This window comes from Blastococcus sp. SYSU DS0533, assembly GCF_054050775.1.
Genome location: NZ_JBJGZZ010000009.1, coordinates 24,343 through 43,663 on the forward strand (window position 1 = coordinate 24,343; position 19,321 = coordinate 43,663).

Here is a 19,321-nt window from a genome sequence, read left to right on the forward strand (position 1 = left end):
CCCGCCGTCAGGCACCATGCGAGCGACCGATGGAGGGTGCATGTCGCGCATCTACCGAGCCATGTGGCACGACCACCGACCGCCGGGGGCGGCCCCGGTCATGGAGCACTTCGCGGCTTGGGTCACGGAGAAGACCTCCGGCGCCGTCCGCGTGCCCGAGCACGGTGGCTCGGTCACCGCCCGGATCCCCTCGGCACGGGGCCGGTGCATCGCCGAGGTCGCCGTCGAGTACGCCGGGGACGACCAGCGCGGCCTGCCCGTCCGTGCCGAGCTGGTCGAGACCCTGGCCGACGGGAGCCGCTGGGAGACGACGCTGCGGGCGTGGGACGAGGACGGCCTCGGGACGTGGGTCTGGGTCGACGTGGAGGCGGTTGGCTCCGACCGGCTCCACGAGACGGCCGCGGCGGCGCCCCGGCTGGTGCGGTCGCTGCTCGACACCGCCGGCGACCCTCGTCAGGGGCCGACGCGCCTGACGACGACGCCGAGGACCGCGACCGGTGAGGCCGACGGCGAGGACCTGGCCGACGACCTCTCCGACCCCAGCCGGACCCTCCCCGTCGCGGTCTTCGCCAAGGACCCGATGCTCGACCAGCAACTGGCCGGCCAGCCCTTCGACTTCGACGTCATCGTGCGGCGGGCCGCCGCCCAGCTTGCCGGCCTGGCCGTGGTCACCGTCGCCGACGCGGCGGCCCAGGAGGCGTTGCGCGAGGCGCTGGGCATCGCCTTCGGCGTCTGGGGCGGAGCACTGCGCCTCTACGCCCCCGGGCTCGACCCCGCGGTACCCGGTGACGAGGGCCGGCACCGGGTCGTGCCGTCCCAGCGCTACACCCGGTACCGGGACCTCGCCGCACACACCCTGGCCCGCACCGTCGGGCCGCCGGCCGCGAGCCGCCGTCCTCCCTCCTCCTACGAGGAGGTGCGCAGGGCGATGCGACGACGCCGGGACGCGGTGCACGACTACGCCGAGCTGCTGCGGATCGCCGACTCCGACGTGGACCGGCTCACAGCCCGGGTGAACGCGCTCGAGAGCACGATCGAGCAGCAGGAGGAGAACATCGTCGGGCTGCAGGCCGACCTGGAGGAGGCCGTCGAGCGCGCGTCGGCGGCCGAGACGCTGGTCGAGCGGCTGTCCCGACAGCTGATGGCCGGAGAGGGCGGCACGTCCGGCCGCGGACCGGACGACGAGGTCGACCTGCTCGACCTGCGCCCCACCAGCTGCACGGAGGCGGCCCGGCTGGCCCAGCAGCACCTGTCCCAGCGCCTCGTCATCCCCGACGAGGCGTTGCGCGACCTGGCCAAGCTCGACGAGACGCTGACGGCGGCGCCGTGGGGGCAGACCGCGTGGCGCGGGTTCCTGGCGCTCGACGCCTACGCCGCCTACCTCGCGGAGGGCGGGCAGGGAGACTTCTACGTCTGGTGCCAGAGCTCCCAGCACCCCCGCGCCTGGCCTGCCACGAGCAAGAAGCTCGCCATGGCCGAGTCCCAGACGGTCAGCACGAGGAAGAAGTTGCGCCAGCACCGGATCCTGCCGGCCCCGACGGCTGTCGATCCCCGCCGCCGGGTGTACATGGGTGCGCACCTGAAGATCGCCGAGGGCGGCGGACCGCTGGCACCCCGCGTCTACTTCCAGGTGGACCCCAAGCTGCAGAAGGTCTTCATCGGCTTCTTCGGGCCGCACGCCCACATGCCGAACAAGAGCACCAACTAGTCAGGCGGCCCTGGGCAGCAGGCGCAGCCGGGCCCAGAACCCGCTGCTGCTCACGGGCGCCTCACGCTCCGCCCGGGCCGGAGCGGCCTCCTCGGCGGCGTCCGCGATCTCACCCTCTTCGGCCGCGCGCAGGCGGGTGCGCGACACCGGCGCCAGGCGGTGCACGTCGGCCGGGCCGTAGGCCGACGGCGGTGCCGCGTGGCGGCCGTAGCTCTCCGCCGATCCGGTTCGGAAGGAGACCGTGGCGCTCACCCGCTCCGCCGTCCCCTGCTCCTGCCCGTGCATTCGCTCCACACCGGACTCATCGGCAGTCGCAAACCCCTCCGTGACGCTTCGGCTCCCCCCACCGGGTGAGGTGGTGCACGCAGCCCTGCAGTTCGGGCGCCCCGGCGCCGATGCCCTGTTGCATGGACCAGGGAGAGCAGGCGGTGACGACGCGTCGCCGTCCCGGGCGTGCGCTGCTCCTCACGATCGCCCTGACCGCGCTCTACGCCACCGGCATCGGGCAGCGGCCCGAAGGCGCGGCGTGGGACCGCGCGTACGACGTCGTCCTCTACAACCTGCCCTACCTCGCCGCCGCGGCGGCGTGCCTGCTCACCGCGCGCCGGGTCCGCACCGAGCGGCTCGCCTGGGCCGCCCTCGGCGGCGCCCTCGTGCTCGGCGCGCTCGGCAACGCGCTGCGGGTGCTCTCCTCGGGGCTCCAGGGCAACGAGCCGTCGTCCGCGCTCTCCCACGCGGTCATGTTCGCGGCCTACCTGGCCATGTACGTGCCCGTCGTCGTGCTCATCCGCGCCCGGGTGCCCCGCTTCCACCCCAGCATGTGGCTCGACGGCGTCGTCGCCGCCTTCGGCAGCCTCTCCGCCGGGGTGGCCTTCCTGCTGGGCCCCTACCTCCTGACCGACCCCGGCGAGAAGCCGGTCGCGCCCGTCGACCTCGTGGCACCGATCACCACGGTGCTGCTCATCGCCGTGGTCATGGCCGTCGGCGGCATCCTCGGCGTGCGCCTGGACCGCACCTTCGTGCTGCTCGGCGCGGCGCTCGGCCTGATCGCCGCCTCCGACCTCGTCCTCTTCGCCCTCAAGGTGCAGGGCACCTACGTCGACGGCGGGCCGCTGGAGCTGGGCTGGCTCTTCTCGGTGATCCTGGCCGCCTGGGCCGCCGAGGGCGCCGTCGAGCCACCCCGCCGCCTCGCCAGCAACGGATCCCGCATCGGCTGGCGGCTGCTCGCCGTGCCGCTGGCCTGCCTGGGCGCCAGCCTGATCGTGCTCAGCCCGTGGGCGCAGCCCGTCCCCGAGCTCGCCGGCTGGCTGGCGATCGCCTGCGTGCTGGCCGGCGTCGTCCGCATCGCCGTCACCTTCCGCGAGGTGCGCGGCTACAACCAGGTGGTGCTCGAGTCGCGCACCGACGAGCTCACCGGGCTGGCCAACCGCCGCGCGCTGCTGGAGCAGGCCCAGCGCGTCGTCACCGCGGCCGGCCCCGAGCGGTCCGCCGCGCTGCTGCTGCTCGACCTCGACGGGTTCAAGGAGATCAACGACAGCCTCGGCCACACCGCCGGCGACGACCTGCTGCGGCAGATCGGGCCGCGGCTGCGCGGCTCGCTGCGCTCCGGCGACCTCCTGGCCCGGCTGGGCGGCGACGAGTTCGCCGTCCTCCTGCCCGCCGCGTCGACCTCCGAGGCCCGTGCCCTGGCCGACCGGCTGCGCGACCTGCTGCTCGCCCCCTTCACCGTGGCCGACGTCCGGCTGCACGTCGGCGTGAGCATCGGCGTCGCCACCACCCCGGAGCCGGCGCGGACCGTGCAAGAACTCCTGCACTGCTCCGACGTCGCCATGTACAGCGCCAAGCGCGCCCGCGAGGGCGTGCACGTCTACGTGCCCGACCCGGTCACCGGCACCTCCGGCAGCGACCGGCTGCGCACCATGGAGGAGCTGCGGACCGCGCTCGACGGCGACGAGCTGCGGGTCTTCCTGCAGCCGCAGATGGACATGCGCGACGGCCGCATCGTGGGCGCGGAGGCGCTGGTCCGGTGGGAGCACCCCACCCGCGGGCTGCTCTCCCCCGCAGCGCTGCTGCCCGCCGCCGAGCAGGCCGGGCTGCTGCGGCCGCTCACCGACCGCGTGCTGGAGCTCGCGCTGGAGGCCGCCGCCCGCTGGTGGCGCGAGCGCGAGGTGCCGGTGTCGGTCAACCTGTCGGCGGCGAACGTCACCGACCTCGACCTGGCCGGCAAGGTCGCCGCTGCGCTGCACCGGCACGGCCTGCCCCCGCGGGCGCTCACGCTGGAGCTGGTCGAGGACACCCTGATGGCCGACCCCGACCGCGGCCGCACGGTCCTCGCCAACCTGCGCGCCTCGGGCGTCCGGACGTCGATCGACGACTACGGGACCGGCTACAGCTCGCTGGCCTACTTGCGGCACCTGCCGGCCGACGAGCTGAAGCTGGACCGCACCCTCACCGCCGACGTCGACCGCGACCCCCGGGCGGCGGCCATCGTGCAGAGCACCGTGGCGCTCGCGCACGCCCTCGGCCTCAGCCTGGTCGCCGAAGGGGTCGAGACCCTGGCGACGAGCGCCACCCTCGCCCGCCTCGGCTGCGACGTCGCCCAGGGCTACGCCATCGCCCGCCCGATGCCGGTCGCCGACTTCCTGGAGTGGCTGGACGCCTCCGACTCGGGATTGGTCGACGCCGCGCTGATCCCCCAGCTGCACCGGGGCGGCGGCGCGGCCTGACCCCGACGGGTCACGGTCGACGTCCTCGGGGTGACGCACGACCGGGCGACACGCCGACCTGGGTGAACACCCTGCGCTACCGGTTGTGGACTATGAGCGGGTGACGCCGTCGCCCCCCGCCTCTGACCTGGTCTCCCGCCCCGTCGCCTGGCGGGACCTCGCCCCGGAGATCCTCCGGCAGCGGCTGGTGATCGAGGGCTACCCGGCCGCCCCCGTCGACGACGCCCAGATCCGCACCTACCTCTCGGCGCTCTCCCGGGAGGTGGACATGGTGCAGCTGCTCGAGCCGGTGACCCACCGCTCCGACCTGTACGGCTGGGCCGGCTGGATCCACTGGGAGACCTCCGGCGCCCACTTCTACGCCTGGGAGCAGCCGCGGCTGTTCTTCTCGGTGGACATCTACACGTGCAAGGCGTTCGACCCGGACGTCGCGGTGGCCTTCACCGCCGACTTCTTCGACGCCCGCACCGTCGTGGCGAAGGGCTTCTGAGATGGCCTTCCGGCTGCTGGTGGCGCACACCCCGGCCGAGCGGGAGGCCGCTCGGCAGGTGGAGGCCGACGTCTTCCTCCAGGCCTTCGGCAACACGCCCGAGCTCCTGGCGCAGGAGTACGGCCCCTTCGAGGGGCGCTCGCGGTTCGTCGTGGTGATCGACGACGAGAGCGGCGTGGCCCTGGGCACCGCGCGGCTGATCACCGACGGCCCGACCCCGGTGAAGACGGTGCTCGACATCGCCGGCGCCCCCTGGCACCTGCCGGTCGCCGACAGCCTGGCCACCGTCGACCTGGAGCCCGCGACCGTGTGGGACGTCGCCAGCCTCGCCGTGGACCGGCGCTACCGCGCCGGCGCGGCCGGCGCCGAGGTGAGCGTCGCGCTGTGCCACGGCATCTGGCGGTACGCCCGCAACTGCGGCGTCCCCGGCATGGTCACCGTCCTCGACGACCGGGTGCACCGGCTGGTGCGCGCGATGGGCCTGCCCTGGCACGCGATGGCGGGCGCGACCTCGCAGCCCTACCTCGGCTCACCGGCCAGCACCCCGTGCGTCTTCGCCGTGGCGACGGCGGAGGCCGAGGTCTACGGCGCCCGCCCGGACCTGGCGCCCGCGCTGGACCACGGCATCTTCCGCTCCATCACCGTGGACCCGGCCGACCTGGCGGCGACCCGCGGCACCTTCGTCGGGTCGGACGAGCCGGCGCTCGCCGACGCCCCCCGCCGCGACACCACCGGCTGGCGGCCGCCGACGGCCCGCCGGGAGAGCACGCCCCTGGCGTAGCCCCGCGATCGGCGCGCCTCGCCTCGGGGGCAGCGTTGTCGGGCCGTGGGCAGTCGGTCTCTGCCCCGCCCCGGTGGGCAGAGATCGACCGGTCCGGACGGGAGGCCATGACCGGCCGGCCCGACCGGGTTCCTGGCCAGCCCACCCCGTCAGGGTCACGCCTCACGGCTGGCATCGCCGACCACCTCGTCGTTGGCAGATCGCTGGTAGCGTCGATCCAGTGAGGACGACGATCGACAGCCTGGGGCGCATCGTGGTGCCCAAGGCCCTTCGCGATGCTCTGGGGCTGACCCCGGGGAGCACCGTGGACCTCAGCCGGTACGGGGTCGGCCTGCAGCTGGTACCCGCCGGCCGGACGGCCCGGCTGACGGAGGTCGACGGCGTGCTGGTCGCCGAGTCCGCGACACCGGTCACCGACGACGACGTCTTCGGCCTGCTGGATTCCACGCGTCGGTGAATCGCCTGGCCTTCGACACCAGCGCCGCCGTCCCGCTGCTCATGCGTGCCCATGCCGCGCACACCGACGTCCGCCGGCATGCGGCCGGACGGGCAGCGATGCTGACGTCCCACTCGCTGGCGGAGACCTACTCCGTCCTGACCCGGCTCCCTGGGGACGCGCGGGTCACCCCGTCCGACGCCGTTCGCCTGCTCGACGCCAACTTCGAGCCCGCGCTTCCCGTTCCCGACAGCGAGCTCGCCGGCCTCCCCCGTGTGCTCGCCCCGCTGGGCATCGCCGGAGGAGCTGTCTACGACGCGTTGGTGGGCCTCGCGGCCCGGGCCGCCGGCGTACCGCTCGTCACCCGCGACGCCCGCGCCCTCGGCACGTACGCAGCCCTCGGCGTCGAGGTGGAGCTGCTCGATCCGACCTGACCCGAAGGTCCGGTTCAGCCGCCGGCCGGGCTCCGGGAGGTCACCACGTGCTCCTCGGGCAGTCGCGCTCTGCCCCGCTCCGGTGGGCAGAGCCCTGCCGCCCCGGCCGCAGGTGGCGGCCCTACCGGTCAGGTGGGCAGGGCGGCCCGGACCGACAGGCAGCCCACCACGGCGATCAGGACCGGATCCCCTCCGGGACCATCTCCCGGACGGCGGCCGCGACCATGTCGGCGGCGGCCGCGGTCAGGTGGGTCTCGTCCGTGCGCAGCAGCACCGAGCCGGCGAAGGCGGGGCAGCGGCCGTCCGCGCAGAACAGCTCGCGGGTGTCCACGTAGGTCACGTCGGCGCCGGCCGACTGCAGCGCCTCGACGGCGGCCTGCTCGGCCTCGGTCTTGTCCAGGAAACCGCGGCTGATCCGCCGGACGCAGTCGTCCGGGCCGCCCAGGCGGCCACCGCATGCGCGGGGGTCGGCGCCCAGCGGCGGGTTGCCCAGGACCACCACGGAGTCGACGAACGGCTGCACCGCTTCGAGGGTGGACTCCAGACCGTCCCTCCACTCGTCGACGGCGTCGTCGTCGACCGCGCCGCTGACGAAGTTCCCGAAGTAGCCCTGCCCGGCAGAGAGGACCAGCACGTCGGGCGCCGTCTCCTCGATGAACTCCAGCGTGCGCTCGCGCGCGGCCGCGCAGTCCTCCGGGAAGCCGGGCGGCTCGGCCGGCGGGGCGACGGCGACGTCGATGAACGGGCAGGAGGCGTACCCGAGCGCGAGCACCTGCCAGTCGTCGCCCTCGAACAGCGCGTCGACCGTCGGCCCCCAGCTCATCGCGACCGAGTCCCCGACCAGGAGCGCCGTCCGCTCGGCGTCCGCGGGCCCGTCCTGGCAGACCAGCGGGTCGCCGCCCGCGGTCACCGTGTTCCGGCAGCCCGGGGCCTCGGTGAGCATCTCCTCGGCCTGCTGGGCGGGGCCCAGCCCGTCGAGGGAGGGGGTGAGGTCGGCCGGCCACGAGTCGGCGGAGAGGGCGGCCTCCACCTGCTCCGCGAGCTCGGCGGCGGTGGGCCGCTCCCCCGCGGCGGTCGCGGTGTCCGCGCCGGCAGTCCCGGCGCCCCGCACCCACGCCGGGCCCCAGAACTGCCCCGCGGCCAGGACGAGCAGCACGCCGGCCACGGTGACGGGCAGCAGGACCCCCGTGCCGCGGCGCCGCTCCCACCCCGAGACGTAGCGGGGGCGGGAGCGCAGCCCCAGGACGGGCCGCTCGACCCACCGGTAGGTGGCGGCGGAGAGCAGCACCGTGAGCGCCAGGAGCGCCAGCTGCACCGGGAGGGAGCTGCCGAAGGTGGCGAACCCGAACACCACCAGGGGGAAGTGCCACAGGTAGATCGAGTACGACCACCGGCCGATCGACTGCGCCACCGGGTTGGTCAGCACGGCGGTGGCCGGGGAGGCGGGCGGGTCGGCCAGCAGCACCAGCGCCGTCCCGAGAACCGGCGCCAGCACCCACGGGAACGGGAACGCCGATGACGGCGAGATGACGACGGCGGAACCGAGGATCACCGCGAGCCCGCCCAGCGCCAGCCACGGGCGGAGCCGGTCGACGAGGACCACCCGCCCGGCGAGCACGGCGACGAGCGCCCCGATCAGCAGCTCGCCGGCGCGCGCCAGGGTGTCGAAGTAGGCGGCCGTGGGCGCGGTGCTCGTCCGGTAGGCCGCCCACGCCAGCGAGACGGCGATGCCCGCGCTGATGAACCACACCAGCCGCCCCGGCCGGCGGCGGAGGTGGAGCACCCGGAACCCGGCGAAGAGGAGCAGCGGCCAGAGCGCGTAGAACTGCTCCTCGATCGACAGCGACCAGTAGTGCTGCACCGGCGACACCGGGCCCTGGGCCTGCAGGTAGTCGGCCCCGACCGCCACCAGGTGCCAGTTCTCGACGAACAGCGCCGCGGCGAGCGCGTCCAGCGCGGTCTGGTTGGCCCGTGGCAGGAAGAAGAGGACGTATCCGGCGGCCACCGTCACCGCGAGCACGACCATGGCGGCGGGGAGGATCCGCTTGGCGCGCCGGAGGTAGAAGTCGCGGAAGGAGACGGTGCCGCTCGACGCGAGCTCGCGGAGGAGCAGCGAGGTGATCAGGTACCCGGAGATGACGAAGAAGACGTCGACGCCGACGAACCCGCCGTGCGGCCAGCCGAGGACGTGGTCGGCGACGACCAGCGCCACCGCGACGGCGCGCAGCCCCTGGATGTCGGCGCGGAAGCCCAGCGGACCGCCGGGGGGCCGCGGCGTCGTCCGGGTCGTCCTCTGGTCGGTCCCGGTCATGGGCACGAACGTACTGGCGCCGGTGCGCTCCTGAGGTCACCCGACCGCGCGGTTCCCCTGCCCGGGTGGGTTTCCGGCCGTGCGCCACGCCGCCGGCGCTGCGCGCGCAGGTCACCGGCCCGGTGGTCCCGTGGATCAGTACCCGGCGAAGCGCACGTCGCTGATCGCGGTGAAGTCGCGGACGGCGGTGTCGTTGCCGGTACCCGCGATCTCCAGCACCACCTGGCGGGTGCGCACGCCGCCGGGGAGCTCGAGGTCGGCCGCCGCGGGGCTTGGCGAGGCGATCGACTGGCGGTGCGCCGAACCGTCGTCGAACCGCCAGGTCACCTCGGTGACCGTCCGGTTCTCCAGGAAGCGGTCGGTCCCGTCGGCCGAGTCCACCTTCGCGTAGCCCGGCACCAACCCCACCGAGGTCACCGTGACCGGCGCCCCGAAGTCGTAGACGAGCTGCTGCCCCACGGCGACGCCCGGGCAGCGCCAGGCCGTGGCGCCCACGGCGTCCAGGGTGAGCTCGGGCCCGTAGGTGGTCGTGTTGCCGAGCGAGTCGGCGCTCGGCGGCGCCTGGCAGGTCGCCCGCACCGACACCGGCTGCAGCGCGGGGGCGGCTCCGGCCCCCGCCACGGCCGTCCCGCCACCGTCAGCGGCCTCCTCCGTGGCACCCGCCCCGCCCCCGGCCGGCGCGCCGGAGAGGCCGGCCGCCGCGAGGCCGCCCGCCACCGCGAGCGCCAGGGCCAGCACGCCGGCCACGACCAACCCCAGCGGTGGCTTCCGCCGGCGCGCGGTGACCAGCGGCGGAGGCGGCGGCCCGGGCAGTGGCGCGGTCTCCGGTGCGGCCGGCAAGTTGCCGACCGCCTCCGCGAGCCACGCCTGCGGGCCGACGCTCGGCAGCGGGGTGACCGGCGCGGTGCCCGAGGGCGGCGGCGGATCGGCAGGTGCAGGGGCCACGGGGGCCTCGCCGTCGTCGTGAAGCAGGTCCCGCCACCCCCAGAGGTGCCCGCCGTCGCGTGCACCCACCGCATGATCAGCGCCGCGTCCGCCGGGCGCCCGGGGTCACGATAAGCGCTCCCCCGGCCGCTCCCCGGGTCAGCGGGTGGTCGTGTCGGCGTGCTCCTGCTGCCGGGCGGCCAGCCGCTCGCGCTGCGGGATGACGACGTACTTCGGGTCCTTGGTGCTGGCGATGCCGGCCTCGAACACCCCGAAGCGGGTGAGCAGCGACCCGGCCGCGAGCAGCGTTCCCGACGCGATGGCCCCGACGCGGGTGCGCCCGGCCAGGACGGTCAACCCGGCGCCCGCGGCGGTGCACGTCTTGGCCGCCTGCATCAGCCTCCCGGGCCGGCCCTCGTGGTAGGGCTCGCTCTCGATGCCGTGGTCGTTCTCCACCTTGTGCACCACGGCGAGCTCGATCGCCGCACCGGCGACCGCCATCTTGCGTGCGGGCCCGGCCTCGTCGACCGGCACGAAGATCATGGAGATGCCGCCGCCGGCGGCCATCGCCGAGCCGCCGAAGACGTAGGGCAGCTCCTTGTGGGCCGCGTGCCACGACGGGACGGCGGTGTTGGCCAGCAGCACACCGGTGTAGGTGGCCAGCGGCCCGCCGAACACCGCGGCCACCACCCCGCCGAAGCGCTTGAGCCGCGGGAACCAGCCCAGCAGCTCCACCGCCGCCGTCCCCGCGGCCGCCGCGCTGAACGGCGACAGGATGTAGGTGCCCACCGACAGCGGCGAGGTCGGCTTGAGCACCCGCAGCATGTGCAGGAACCGCTCCGGCCGCCCGAGGTCGTGCACGAGCGCGACCACCGACAGGAGCGAGCCCGCGCCGGCGGTGTACCGGCCGACGCGCGTCAGCTTCGGCCGGTCGGTCAGGTCGGCGATCGCGGCGAGGATCGACGACGACCCGGCCGCCCCACCGAGGAACAGGTACAGCGGCACGTCCGGGGTCTTCCACACCGGCGTCTTCACGATCTGCCGGCCGTAGTACGAGGTGAACTCGACGTCGTCCACCATCGGGACCTCGCCGCGGTGGCGCCCGCGGCCGCGGTGGCGCCGCTTCCGGCCCGTGCGCTGCTGCACCGCCGGGCCCTGGTCGGCCTGGCGCCACCCGGCGCCCGGGCTGGTGATACCGCCGGTCATGTCAGCGCCTCCGCGAGCCGAGGACGGCGGTGACCGCGACCCCGATCATCATCGCCGCAGCCTTGCCGGCTGCCTTCCACATCGCCGGCAGGTCCCGCGTCGTCACGACCGGGTCGGGCGGCAGGCCGTACACCTCGGGCTCGTCGAGCAGCAGGAAGAACGCGCCGTCGCCACCGACGCCGTCGTTCTCGTCCCGCCCGTACAGCCGCGCCGTCTCCACGCCCTGCGCCTTGAGCGTCGCCAGCCGGGCGTCCGCCCGCTCCTGGAGCTCGTCGAGGTCGCCGAACTGGATCGACTGCGTCGGGCACGCGGTCGCGCACGCCGGCTGCAACCCGTCGGTCAGCCGGTCGTAGCACATCGTGCACTTGAAGACCCGGCCGTCGTCCTTGCGCTGGTCGATGACGCCGTAGGGGCAGGCGGCCACGCAGTAGCCGCAGCCGTTGCAGATGTCGCCCTGCACGACCACCGTGCCGTACTCGGTGCGGAACAGCGCCCCCGTGGGGCAGACGTCGAGGCAGCCGGCGTGCGTGCAGTGCTTGCAGACGTCGGAGCTCATCAGCCAGCGGATCTGCTTGTCCGCGCCGCTCTGCCCGGTCTGCGGGTCGTACTCGCTGAGCGCCTCGGCGTTGAGCACGCTCTGCTGGGCGTTGGCCAGGCTGACGTCGTCCCCGGCCACCGCGGGCGAGGGGCCGCTGCCGGCGCGGTCGTCACCGGGGCGCCCGAAGGTGGGCATCGGCAGGTCGACGGCGCGGCTCTGCTCGATGAACGCCACGTGCCGCCAGGAGTTGGCTCCCAGCTGACCGGTGTTGTCGTAGGACATGCCCGACATGCCCAGGGCGTCGCGGACGCCGTGGGAGTCGTCCATCGGGAGCGTGTTCCACTCCTTGCACGCCACCTCGCAGGCCTTGCAGCCGATGCAGACCGAGGTGTCGGTGAAGAAGCCGACCCGCTTGGGGTGCTGCTCCTCGTAGCCTGCCTCGGCGGTGACGTCGGGCAGCGGGCCGAACAGCCGGTTCTCCGGGTCGCGGCCGGTGAAGGCCGGGCTCGCCGAGCTGATCGTCATCTCGCTCCCCTCCTCTCGTGGTCGTGCCGACGCCGACCGGCGACGTCCTCACTCACCGCAGCGCGTCCACCCTCACCGCACGCCCCGAGGGAGGACGCTCGACGATCAGGGGACCTGATCCCGGCGGCGGTCACGCCGTGGACCCCTCGCCGGCCTGGGCCGCCACCGGGTCGCGGCCGTTGACGCCGACCTTCCCCGACTCCACCCCGGCCCGACGGCGGTAGGACTCGACGAACTCGATCAGGTCGGCCCCCCGCGGCCGCCGCCCGGCGACGATGTCGGCGGTGCTGACCTTGTCCTCCTGGATGTGGGTGTTGGCGTCGAGCGCGATCCCGAGCAGGTCGTTGGCCGAGTCGCCGGTGGAGATGCCGCTGTAGGACCAGTGGTACGGCATGCCGATCTGGTGCACCACCTGGCCGTCGCGCAGCCGGATGGGCCGCATCCGCTCGGTCACCAGCACTTTCGCCTCAATCGCCGTCCGGGCGCTGACCAGCGTGGCGAACCCGCCGTGGGTCAGCCCGCGCAGCCGGGCGAGCTCGGGGCTCACCTCGACGAAGAACTCCGGCTGCAGCTCGGCGAGGTAGGGCAGCGTGCGGCTCATGCCACCGGCCGTGTGGTGCTCGGTCAGCCGGTAGGTGGTCACCTGGAACGGGAAGACCTCGCTGCGCGAGGGGTTCTCCCGGTTCCACGGGCCGGGGATCCGCTCGACCGTCGGGTTGGCCTGCTGTTTGTACAGCGGGTTCTCGACGACGGACTCCACCGGCTCGTAGTGCGTCGGCAGCGGGCCGTCGACCAGCCCCGCCGGCGCGTACAGCCAGCCCTTCCCGTCGCCCTGCATGACGAACGGGTCGGTGCCGGCCAGCGCGTCCTGCGCCCGGGCGCCGTGCGGCGGCACGTAGTCGGGCCGCTTCTTCTTCTCGAAGTCGGGCACGTCCAGGCCGGTCCACTCACCGGCGGCCTCGTCCCACCACACGTACTTCTTGCGCTCGCTCCACGGCTTGCCGTCCGGGTCGGCCGAGGCGCGGTTGTAGAGGATGCGCCGGTTCAGCGGCCAGGCCCAACCCCACTCCAGAGCGGCCGGGCCCTGCTCGCTGCCCGGCTTCCGCCGCGCGGCCTGGTTGACGCCGTCGGCGTACACGCCGCTGTAGATCCAGCAACCGCCGCTCGTGGAGCCGTCGTCCTTCATCTCCAGGTAGGAGTCGAGCAGCCGCCCGTCGGGGCCGTAGCCGTTGATCTCGCGCAGCACCGCGTCGGCGTCGGGCTCGTCCTCGGGACCGTGGGTCGGGTAGTCCCAGGTGAGGTCGAGCAGCGGCCGGTCGCGGGGATCCGTGGAGTCCTTCAGCCGCTCGCGCAGGATCCGGCCGAGGTGGAAGTAGAACCACAGGTCGCTGCGGGCCTCGTTCGGCGGCTCGACCGCCTTGTGCCGCCACTGCAGCACCCGCTGGGTCTGGGTGAAGGTGCCTTCCTTCTCCACGTGCGTGGCGGCCGGCATGAAGAAGACCTCGGTGGCGATCGTGTCCGGCGACAGCTCGCCGGTCTCGTGCTCCGGGCCCTCCTTCCAGAAGGTCGCCGACTCGATCATCTGCAGGTCGCGGACGACCAGCCAGTCCAGGTTGGCCAGGCCGAAGCGGTTCATCCGGCCGTTCGGGTGCCCGACCGAGGGGTTCTCCCCGACCAGGAAGTAGCCGGAGACCTTGCCCTGGATCATGTCGGCGATCGTCCGGTAGGAGCTGTGGTCGCCGTTGATCTTGGGGAGGTAGTCGAAGGCGAAGTCGTTCTCCGGCGTCGCCGCGTCACCCCACCAGGCCTTGAGCAGGCTGACCATGTAGGACCGCTTGTTGCCCCAGAAGCCTGCCTTGCCGGCGGCGTCGGCCACGTACTCCTCGAGCGTGCCGTGCTGCAGGGCGTGCGGCATCGGCAGGTAGCCGGGCAGCAGGTTGTACAGCGTCGGGACGTCGGTGGAGCCCTGGATGCTGGCGTGCCCGCGCAGCGCCAGGATGCCGCCGCCCGGGCGACCCATGTTGCCCAGGAGCAGCTGCAGGATCGAGCAGGTGCGGATGTACTGCGCCCCCACGCTGTGCTGCGTCCAGCCCACCGAGTACACCCACGCCGTCGTCCGCTCGCGGTTGCTGTTCTCGGTCACCCACTTCGCGACCTGCTCGAAGACGGCGGGCTCGACCCCGCAGACCTCGGCCACCATCTCCGGGGTGTAGCGGGCGTAATGCCGCTTGAGGATCTGGAACACCGAGCGCGGGTGCTGCAGCGTCTCGTCGCGCTTGGGCTTCGACGGGATCGGCGGGCCACCGCTGCCGGCCGCCTGAGCGCGGTCGGCCCTCTTGACGCTCGGGTCCTCCTCGGTGCGGTCCTGCTCGGCCGCCTCGGCCGGGTCGTCCGCGTCGGACTGCGGCAGATCCTCCGGCTCGTACTGCCAGCTGTCCTCGTCGTAGGTGCCGGTCTCCGGGTCGTAGCCGGAGAACAGGCCGTCGAGGTCCTCGGAGTCGACGAACTCGGCACCGACGATCGCCGCGGCGTTCGTGTAGGCGGCGACGTACTCCTTGAAGTACAGCTCGTGGGTCAGCACGTAGTTGATGAGGCCGCCGAGGAACGCGATGTCGGTGCCCATGCGCAGCGGCACGTGCAGGTCGGCGATCGCGCTGGTCCGGGTGAACCGCGGGTCGATGTGGATCACCTTGGCGCCGCGCGCCTTGGCCTCACCCACCCACTGGAAGCCCACCGGGTGGCACTCGGCCATGTTGGAGCCCTCGATGACGATGCAGTCGGCATTCGCGAGGTCCTGCTGGGTGTTCGTGGCACCGCCACGACCGAACGAGGCGCCCAGACCGGGCACCGTCGCGGAGTGCTATATGCGCGCCTGGTTCTCGATCTGGATCGCGCCCAGGGCGCTGTAGAGCTTCTTCATGAGGTAGTTCTCCTCGTTGTCGAGGGTCGCCCCTCCGAGGCTCGCTATCCCCATGGTGCGGTTGACGCGCTTGCCGCCGTCCTCCTCCTGCCAGCCCTTGCGCCGGGCCTCCAGGACGCGGTCGGCGATCATCTCCATCGCCGTGCCGAGCTCCAGGTCCTCCCACTCCGTCCCGAACGGACGGCGGTACTTGACCGTGGTGACGCGGGTCGGGCTGGTGACCAGCTGCTTGCTCGCCGAGCCCTTGGGGCACAGCCGGCCGCGGTTGATCGGCGAGTCGGGGTCGCCCTCGATCTGGACGATCTTCTCGTCCTTCACGTACACGTTCTGCGCGCAGCCGACGGCGCAGTACGGGCAGACGCTCTTCACGACCTTGTCGGCCGTGGCGGTGCGCGACACGGTGGCCTCGGTGGCCTTGCTGCGCGCGGCCTTGCCACGGCCCAGCGGGTCGGAGCCGGTGAGCTGGCGGTACACCGGCCAGCTGTCGAGCCAGGTCTTCACGGGTGTCACTCTGCCACCCGGTGCCACGCACGGCGCGGCGACAGGCCCGCGACCGGGGTGGGCGGCGTCTGGCGGGCCACGGTGCCGCTCGCGCCGCTCACGTCCCTGCCTCCCCTGCACCTGCCGGGGTGGCGGCTCCAGCCGCGGCAGGAGCCACCGTGCGCGGCCGACTGCAGGGTCGTGCGCAGCGATCGGCAAGCGATCCACAGGACGGCGTCAGCCGCGGGAGCGCTCCTCCGCGTATGCGGTCCGGGCGGGCGCCGCCGCCAGCACGACCAGCGCGAGCACGGCGACCGCCCACCCCGCGAGGACGAACAGGTCGCCGGCGTGCACGCCGTGGGTGCCGACCAGCGTGAGCAGCACCGGCCCCTCGTTGCGGTACTCGCCGGTGACCAGGAGGGCGGCGAACCCGGAGACGACCGCCCCGGCGGCGAGGGCGCAGGACCAGCGGAGCATCCCGCCACGGTAGCCGCGTCCGGGCGCCGGGCGGCCCCTCCCGCCGACGGCGGCTCCGCGCCGCTCAGCCACCCGCCGGCACCAGCGGCTCGACCAGTGCCGTCCCGGTCGCCGCCGCGGCCGCGGCGACGGCGTCGCGGTCGGTCTGCACGTAGCCGGGCGCGGGGATCTCCGGCCACGCCGGCCCGATCGCCAGCAGCGCGGCCTCCGGCGACGCGGCCCGGACCGCCTCGATCGTCTGCTGGGCGGCCGCCTGCACGTCGGGGAACGCCGCGTTGTCGTCGTGCGAGCCGGAGAGGATGACGACGTCCCAGTCGCCGCCCGCGCCCTCGGCGAGCTGCGGGAAGGTCTGGCCGCCGGGCGGGGCGACGAGGTAGCCGCTGCCGTCGGCCGCGGCGACGGTCAGCTCGACCGGGCGGGTGCCGCCGGCGGAGATCTGCTCGGCGACCAGCTGCGGCCACGCGACGACGCCCTCGGGCGCGACGGTGCTGCCGTCACCGACGACGAGCACCCGCAGCGGAGCCGCGGCGGCGGTGCTCTCCTCCGCGCCGGGCCCGGCCGCCGCGGGAGCGGTGAACCCCGGCGGGGGCGGCCGGTTCGCGAGCAGGAACGCCAGGGCGGCGACCGCGAGCACCCCGAGCACCATGACGACCCACGCCCAGCGCGGCGCCGGAGGAAGCCCGCCCACCACGGCGGGAACCGTACGCCGCCGCGCCCCGCCGCGGAGGTCAGTTCGACGCGCTGCTTCTCGTCGGCGGCGGTGGCCCGCTGCCCCGGCGCCCGTCCGGTGGGAGCAGGCCGGCCGACGCCAGGCGCTCCGCCTGCGCCCGGCGCTGCGCCGAGCGGCGCAGCAGCACCTGGGCCTGGGCGGTGTCGGCGGTGCGGGCGGCCCGCTCGGCGAGGACGTCGGCGGTCTCGAGCAGCAGCGCCACCCGCCGCCGATCCGCGCCCCCCACGTGCGGTGCGGGCCGGTGACCGGTGGTCATGCCCGCATGGTGGGGCAGGTCCGCCCGGCCCGCGACCCGGCGCCCCGCCCGGCCTGGCCGCCGCCGTCGCCACCGCCTGACCACCCGCCCCGGCCGCGGGGAACGGTTCCGTGACGCGCCGGTGAACAGCCGCACGATCGTCTGGTGTGCGTTCCGCGCCTGCCGGACAGTGGGTGCGTGAGACCCGATGCCCGCGCCTGGTTCGCCGACCGCACGTCGACCGCCCGGTCCCTCGACGAGGTCGACGTGGAGTCGTTGCTGCGCGCCAAGCGCCGCGGCGGGCACCGGGTCAGCGTCGTGCTCCCCGCCCGCGACGAGGAGGCGAACGTCGGCCGTCTGGTGGCCGACCTGGCCGCGCACTGGGTGCGCGGTGTGCCGCTGGTCGACGAGCTCCTCGTCGTCGACTCCGACAGCACGGACGCCACCGCCGCCGTCGCCCGGGCGGCCGGTGCCGAGGTCGTCGCCACCACCGAGGTGCTGCCCGCCGTTGGCTCCCGCCGCGGCAAGGGTGAGGCGTTGTGGAAGTCGCTCGCCGCCACCACCGGCGACCTCGTCGTCTTCCTCGACGCCGACCTGCTCGGCGACGTCGCCCACTACGTGCCCGGCCTGCTCGCGCCGCTGCTCGCCGATCCGCAGGTCGCCTACGTCAAGGGCTGCTACACCCGGCCGCTGGAGGTCGGCGACACGGTGGTGCCCGCGGGCGGGGGCCGGGTCACCGAGCTCACGGCGCGGCCGCTGCTCAACGCGCTGTGGCCGGAGCTGGCCGGCATCGTGCAGCCCCTCGGCGGCGAGTACGCCGGCCGCCGCTCGGTGCTGGAGCAGGTGCCGTTCGTCTCGGCCTACGGGGTGGAGGTGGGTCTGCTCGTCGACCTGCTGCGCCTCGGTGGGCTCTCCTCGCTGGCCCAGGTCGACCTCGGCACGCGCCGGCACACCTCGCAGGACGTGGAGGCGCTGGGCGAGATGGCCGGCCAGGTGGTCGCCACGGTGCTCTCCCGGGCCTCGGGCGCGCGCGAGGCCAGCGGGCTGCTCACCCAGTTCCGGCACGACGGCCGCGGATTCTTGCCCCGCAGCAGCGCCGTCGCCGTCGACGAGCGCCCGCCGATGATCACCGTCGCCGAGTACCGGGCCCGCCTCGCCGTCTGACCTCGCCCGTCCCCGTCCGCCTGCTCCCGCGCGACCCCTCGACCTGGCGGGTGGCTGCCCACCTCGCGGCGCACGGCCAGGTCGGCAGCGCAGCGCGGCCGAGCCGCGGCGCGTTCGGTCGCCGCGCTCGCCCCGGGCGGGGAGGATCGTCGCGTGCCGCAGGACCGATCACGCCGTCCACGCCGGTGACCGGCCCGGAGGTCGTCGCCCACCGCGGGGCGACCGCGGAGGCGCCCGAGCACACCCTGGCCGCGTACCGGAACGCCACCGTCCTGGGAGCGGACGCCGTGGAGTGCGACGTGCGGATGACGCGCGACGGCGTGCTCGTCTGCGTCCACGACCGCCGCGTCCGGACCACCTCGAACGGCCGTGGCGTCGTCTCCGCCCTGCACCTCGCCGAGCTGGAGCAGTTCCGGTTCGGTGCCCGGCGCGGCCGGTGGGACCGGTGGGCGGACGACACGATCACCGCCGTCTCGGACGAGCCGGACGTCGAGGACGGCCGGGTGCTGACGCTCGACCGGTTGCTCGAGCACGTGACCGCCACCCCCGGGACCGTCCGGCTGGCCATCGAGACCAAGCACCCCACCCGGCACGCGAGCCGGGTGGAGCAGGAGCTGGTGCGGTCGCTGCGCCGCTACGGGCTGCTGCGGGCCGACCGGCCGGCGCTGTGGGGCGGGAAGCCGGCGTTCCGGGTGATGAGCTTCTCCCAGCTCGCGGTGCGCCGCCTCCACGCGCTGGCTCCCGGCGTCCCGACCGTGCAGCTGATCGGCAAGCGGCTGCGCGCGGTGCGCACCGAGCTGCTGGCGGGCTCGATCAGCGCGGTCGGCCCCGGGGTGGCGCTCGTCCGGGCCGATCCGGGGTTCGTGGCGGAGGCGCACGCCGCGGGCAAGGAGGTGCACGTGTGGACGGCGAACGAAGCCGCCGACATCGACTTCCTGATCGGGCGCGGGGTCGACGCGCTCATCACCGACCGGCCGGAGGAGGCGCTCCGCCGGCTGGGCCGCGGGACGACACCCGCGGCGTAGCGCGTCGCCGACCACACCCCCGCTGCCGTGCCGGCGCCGCGGCACCTGCGCCGGCCGGTGGGTGAGTGCATCCCGGGCACGTAGCGCTCTGCCCACCCGGGCGGGGCAGAGCCGTACTGCCTAGGGAGACCACCCCGCCGGGCCGTACCGCAGCAGGTGAGCCGGCCGGTGGGTGGGCCCACCCCAGGCACGTAGCGCTCTGCCCACCCGG

General features: G+C 74.5%; 16 protein-coding genes and 1 pseudogene. 8 read left to right on the forward strand and 9 right to left on the reverse strand.

All coding sequences use genetic code 11. The annotated features are described in order from the left end of the window. The first annotated feature begins 40 nt into the window (after window positions 1-40). Window positions 41-1,708, forward strand: a complete 1,668-nt coding sequence (locus ACI79W_RS12305; RefSeq protein WP_456562368.1) for a hypothetical protein — start codon at window positions 41-43, stop codon at window positions 1,706-1,708. On the opposite strand, the gene ACI79W_RS12310 is transcribed toward ACI79W_RS12305, so the two are convergent. Next, on the reverse strand, window positions 1,709-2,002 hold the full coding sequence (locus ACI79W_RS12310) for a hypothetical protein (protein ID WP_456562369.1): 294 nt from the start codon (window positions 2,000-2,002) through the stop codon (window positions 1,709-1,711). A gap of 134 nt (window positions 2,003-2,136) precedes the next feature. Between ACI79W_RS12310 and ACI79W_RS12315 the strand changes: the two genes are divergently transcribed. From ACI79W_RS12315 to ACI79W_RS12335, 5 genes are all read left to right on the forward strand, one after another. After that, window positions 2,137-4,434, forward strand: coding sequence for a putative bifunctional diguanylate cyclase/phosphodiesterase (locus ACI79W_RS12315; RefSeq protein WP_456562370.1), 2,298 nt, complete (start codon window positions 2,137-2,139; stop codon window positions 4,432-4,434). Window positions 4,435-4,534: 100 nt separating this feature from the next. Then, entirely contained in the window at window positions 4,535-4,924 is a 390-nt protein-coding gene (locus tag ACI79W_RS12320) for an S-adenosylmethionine decarboxylase (RefSeq protein ID WP_456562371.1), read from the forward strand. 1 nt (window position 4,925) lies between these two features. Continuing rightward, complete coding sequence (locus ACI79W_RS12325; RefSeq protein WP_456562372.1) at window positions 4,926-5,705, forward strand: hypothetical protein; 780 nt, start codon at window positions 4,926-4,928, stop codon at window positions 5,703-5,705. A gap of 220 nt (window positions 5,706-5,925) precedes the next feature. Continuing rightward, window positions 5,926-6,162, forward strand: a complete 237-nt coding sequence (locus ACI79W_RS12330; protein ID WP_456562373.1) for an AbrB/MazE/SpoVT family DNA-binding domain-containing protein — start codon at window positions 5,926-5,928, stop codon at window positions 6,160-6,162. Continuing rightward, the gene (locus tag ACI79W_RS12335; RefSeq protein WP_456562374.1) at window positions 6,159-6,575 is read left to right on the forward strand and encodes a PIN domain-containing protein; all 417 of its coding nucleotides are present in this window, start codon (window positions 6,159-6,161) and stop codon (window positions 6,573-6,575) included. Before ACI79W_RS12330 ends, ACI79W_RS12335 begins: the two co-directional genes overlap by 4 nt. A 175-nt stretch (window positions 6,576-6,750) precedes the next feature. On the opposite strand, the gene ACI79W_RS12340 is transcribed toward ACI79W_RS12335, so the two are convergent. The 8 genes and pseudogenes from ACI79W_RS12340 to ACI79W_RS12375 form a co-directional block, all read right to left on the reverse strand. Further along, window positions 6,751-8,886, reverse strand: coding sequence for an acyltransferase family protein (locus ACI79W_RS12340; protein ID WP_456562375.1), 2,136 nt, complete (start codon window positions 8,884-8,886; stop codon window positions 6,751-6,753). A gap of 135 nt (window positions 8,887-9,021) precedes the next feature. After that, window positions 9,022-9,831 carry an NADase-type glycan-binding domain-containing protein gene (locus ACI79W_RS12345; RefSeq protein ID WP_456562376.1) on the reverse strand — a complete coding sequence of 270 codons (810 nt, stop codon included), beginning with the start codon at window positions 9,829-9,831 and terminating at the stop codon, window positions 9,022-9,024. A gap of 138 nt (window positions 9,832-9,969) precedes the next feature. Beyond that, the gene (gene nrfD / locus ACI79W_RS12350; protein ID WP_456562377.1) at window positions 9,970-11,016 is read right to left on the reverse strand and encodes an NrfD/PsrC family molybdoenzyme membrane anchor subunit; all 1,047 of its coding nucleotides are present in this window, start codon (window positions 11,014-11,016) and stop codon (window positions 9,970-9,972) included. 1 nt (window position 11,017) lies between these two features. Next, window positions 11,018-12,079 (reverse strand): 4Fe-4S dicluster domain-containing protein, encoded by a 1,062-nt coding sequence (locus ACI79W_RS12355; protein ID WP_456562378.1) that lies wholly within the window; start codon window positions 12,077-12,079, stop codon window positions 11,018-11,020. A 130-nt stretch (window positions 12,080-12,209) separates the two neighbouring features. Beyond that, window positions 12,210-15,500, reverse strand: a pseudogene (fdh, locus tag ACI79W_RS12360) (formate dehydrogenase). Window positions 15,501-15,716: 216 nt separating this feature from the next. After that, entirely contained in the window at window positions 15,717-15,956 is a 240-nt protein-coding gene (locus tag ACI79W_RS12365) for a hypothetical protein (RefSeq protein ID WP_456562379.1), read from the reverse strand. Window positions 15,957-16,020: 64 nt separating this feature from the next. Then, on the reverse strand, window positions 16,021-16,644 hold the full coding sequence (locus tag ACI79W_RS12370) for an SGNH/GDSL hydrolase family protein (protein WP_456562380.1): 624 nt from the start codon (window positions 16,642-16,644) through the stop codon (window positions 16,021-16,023). 40 nt (window positions 16,645-16,684) lie between these two features. Continuing rightward, window positions 16,685-16,942 (reverse strand): hypothetical protein, encoded by a 258-nt coding sequence (locus tag ACI79W_RS12375; protein WP_456562381.1) that lies wholly within the window; start codon window positions 16,940-16,942, stop codon window positions 16,685-16,687. Window positions 16,943-17,119: 177 nt separating this feature from the next. Here ACI79W_RS12375 and ACI79W_RS12380 point away from each other — a divergent pair, with 177 nt between their 5' ends. Together ACI79W_RS12380 and ACI79W_RS12385 are read left to right on the forward strand one after the other, a co-directional pair. After that, on the forward strand, window positions 17,120-18,085 hold the full coding sequence (locus ACI79W_RS12380; RefSeq protein WP_456562382.1) for a glucosyl-3-phosphoglycerate synthase: 966 nt from the start codon (window positions 17,120-17,122) through the stop codon (window positions 18,083-18,085). A 185-nt stretch (window positions 18,086-18,270) separates the two neighbouring features. Then, window positions 18,271-19,110 carry a glycerophosphodiester phosphodiesterase gene (locus ACI79W_RS12385; protein WP_456562383.1) on the forward strand — a complete coding sequence of 280 codons (840 nt, stop codon included), beginning with the start codon at window positions 18,271-18,273 and terminating at the stop codon, window positions 19,108-19,110. Window positions 19,111-19,321 lie beyond the last annotated feature (211 nt).

Excerpts from the sequence above, each read along its gene's own strand:
- ACI79W_RS12305 (WP_456562368.1), top strand. The coding sequence starts at position 41 with ATGTCGCGCATCTACCGAGCCATGTGGCACGACCACCGACCGCCGGGG.
- ACI79W_RS12325 (WP_456562372.1), top strand. The coding sequence starts at position 4,926 with ATGGCCTTCCGGCTGCTGGTGGCGCACACCCCGGCCGAGCGGGAGGCC.
- ACI79W_RS12340 (WP_456562375.1), bottom strand. The coding sequence starts at position 8,886 with ATGACCGGGACCGACCAGAGGACGACCCGGACGACGCCGCGGCCCCCC.
- nrfD (WP_456562377.1), bottom strand. The coding sequence starts at position 11,016 with ATGACCGGCGGTATCACCAGCCCGGGCGCCGGGTGGCGCCAGGCCGAC.
- ACI79W_RS12355 (WP_456562378.1), bottom strand. The coding sequence starts at position 12,079 with ATGACGATCAGCTCGGCGAGCCCGGCCTTCACCGGCCGCGACCCGGAG.
- ACI79W_RS12365 (WP_456562379.1), bottom strand. The coding sequence starts at position 15,956 with ATGCTCCGCTGGTCCTGCGCCCTCGCCGCCGGGGCGGTCGTCTCCGGG.
- ACI79W_RS12375 (WP_456562381.1), bottom strand. The coding sequence starts at position 16,942 with ATGACCACCGGTCACCGGCCCGCACCGCACGTGGGGGGCGCGGATCGG.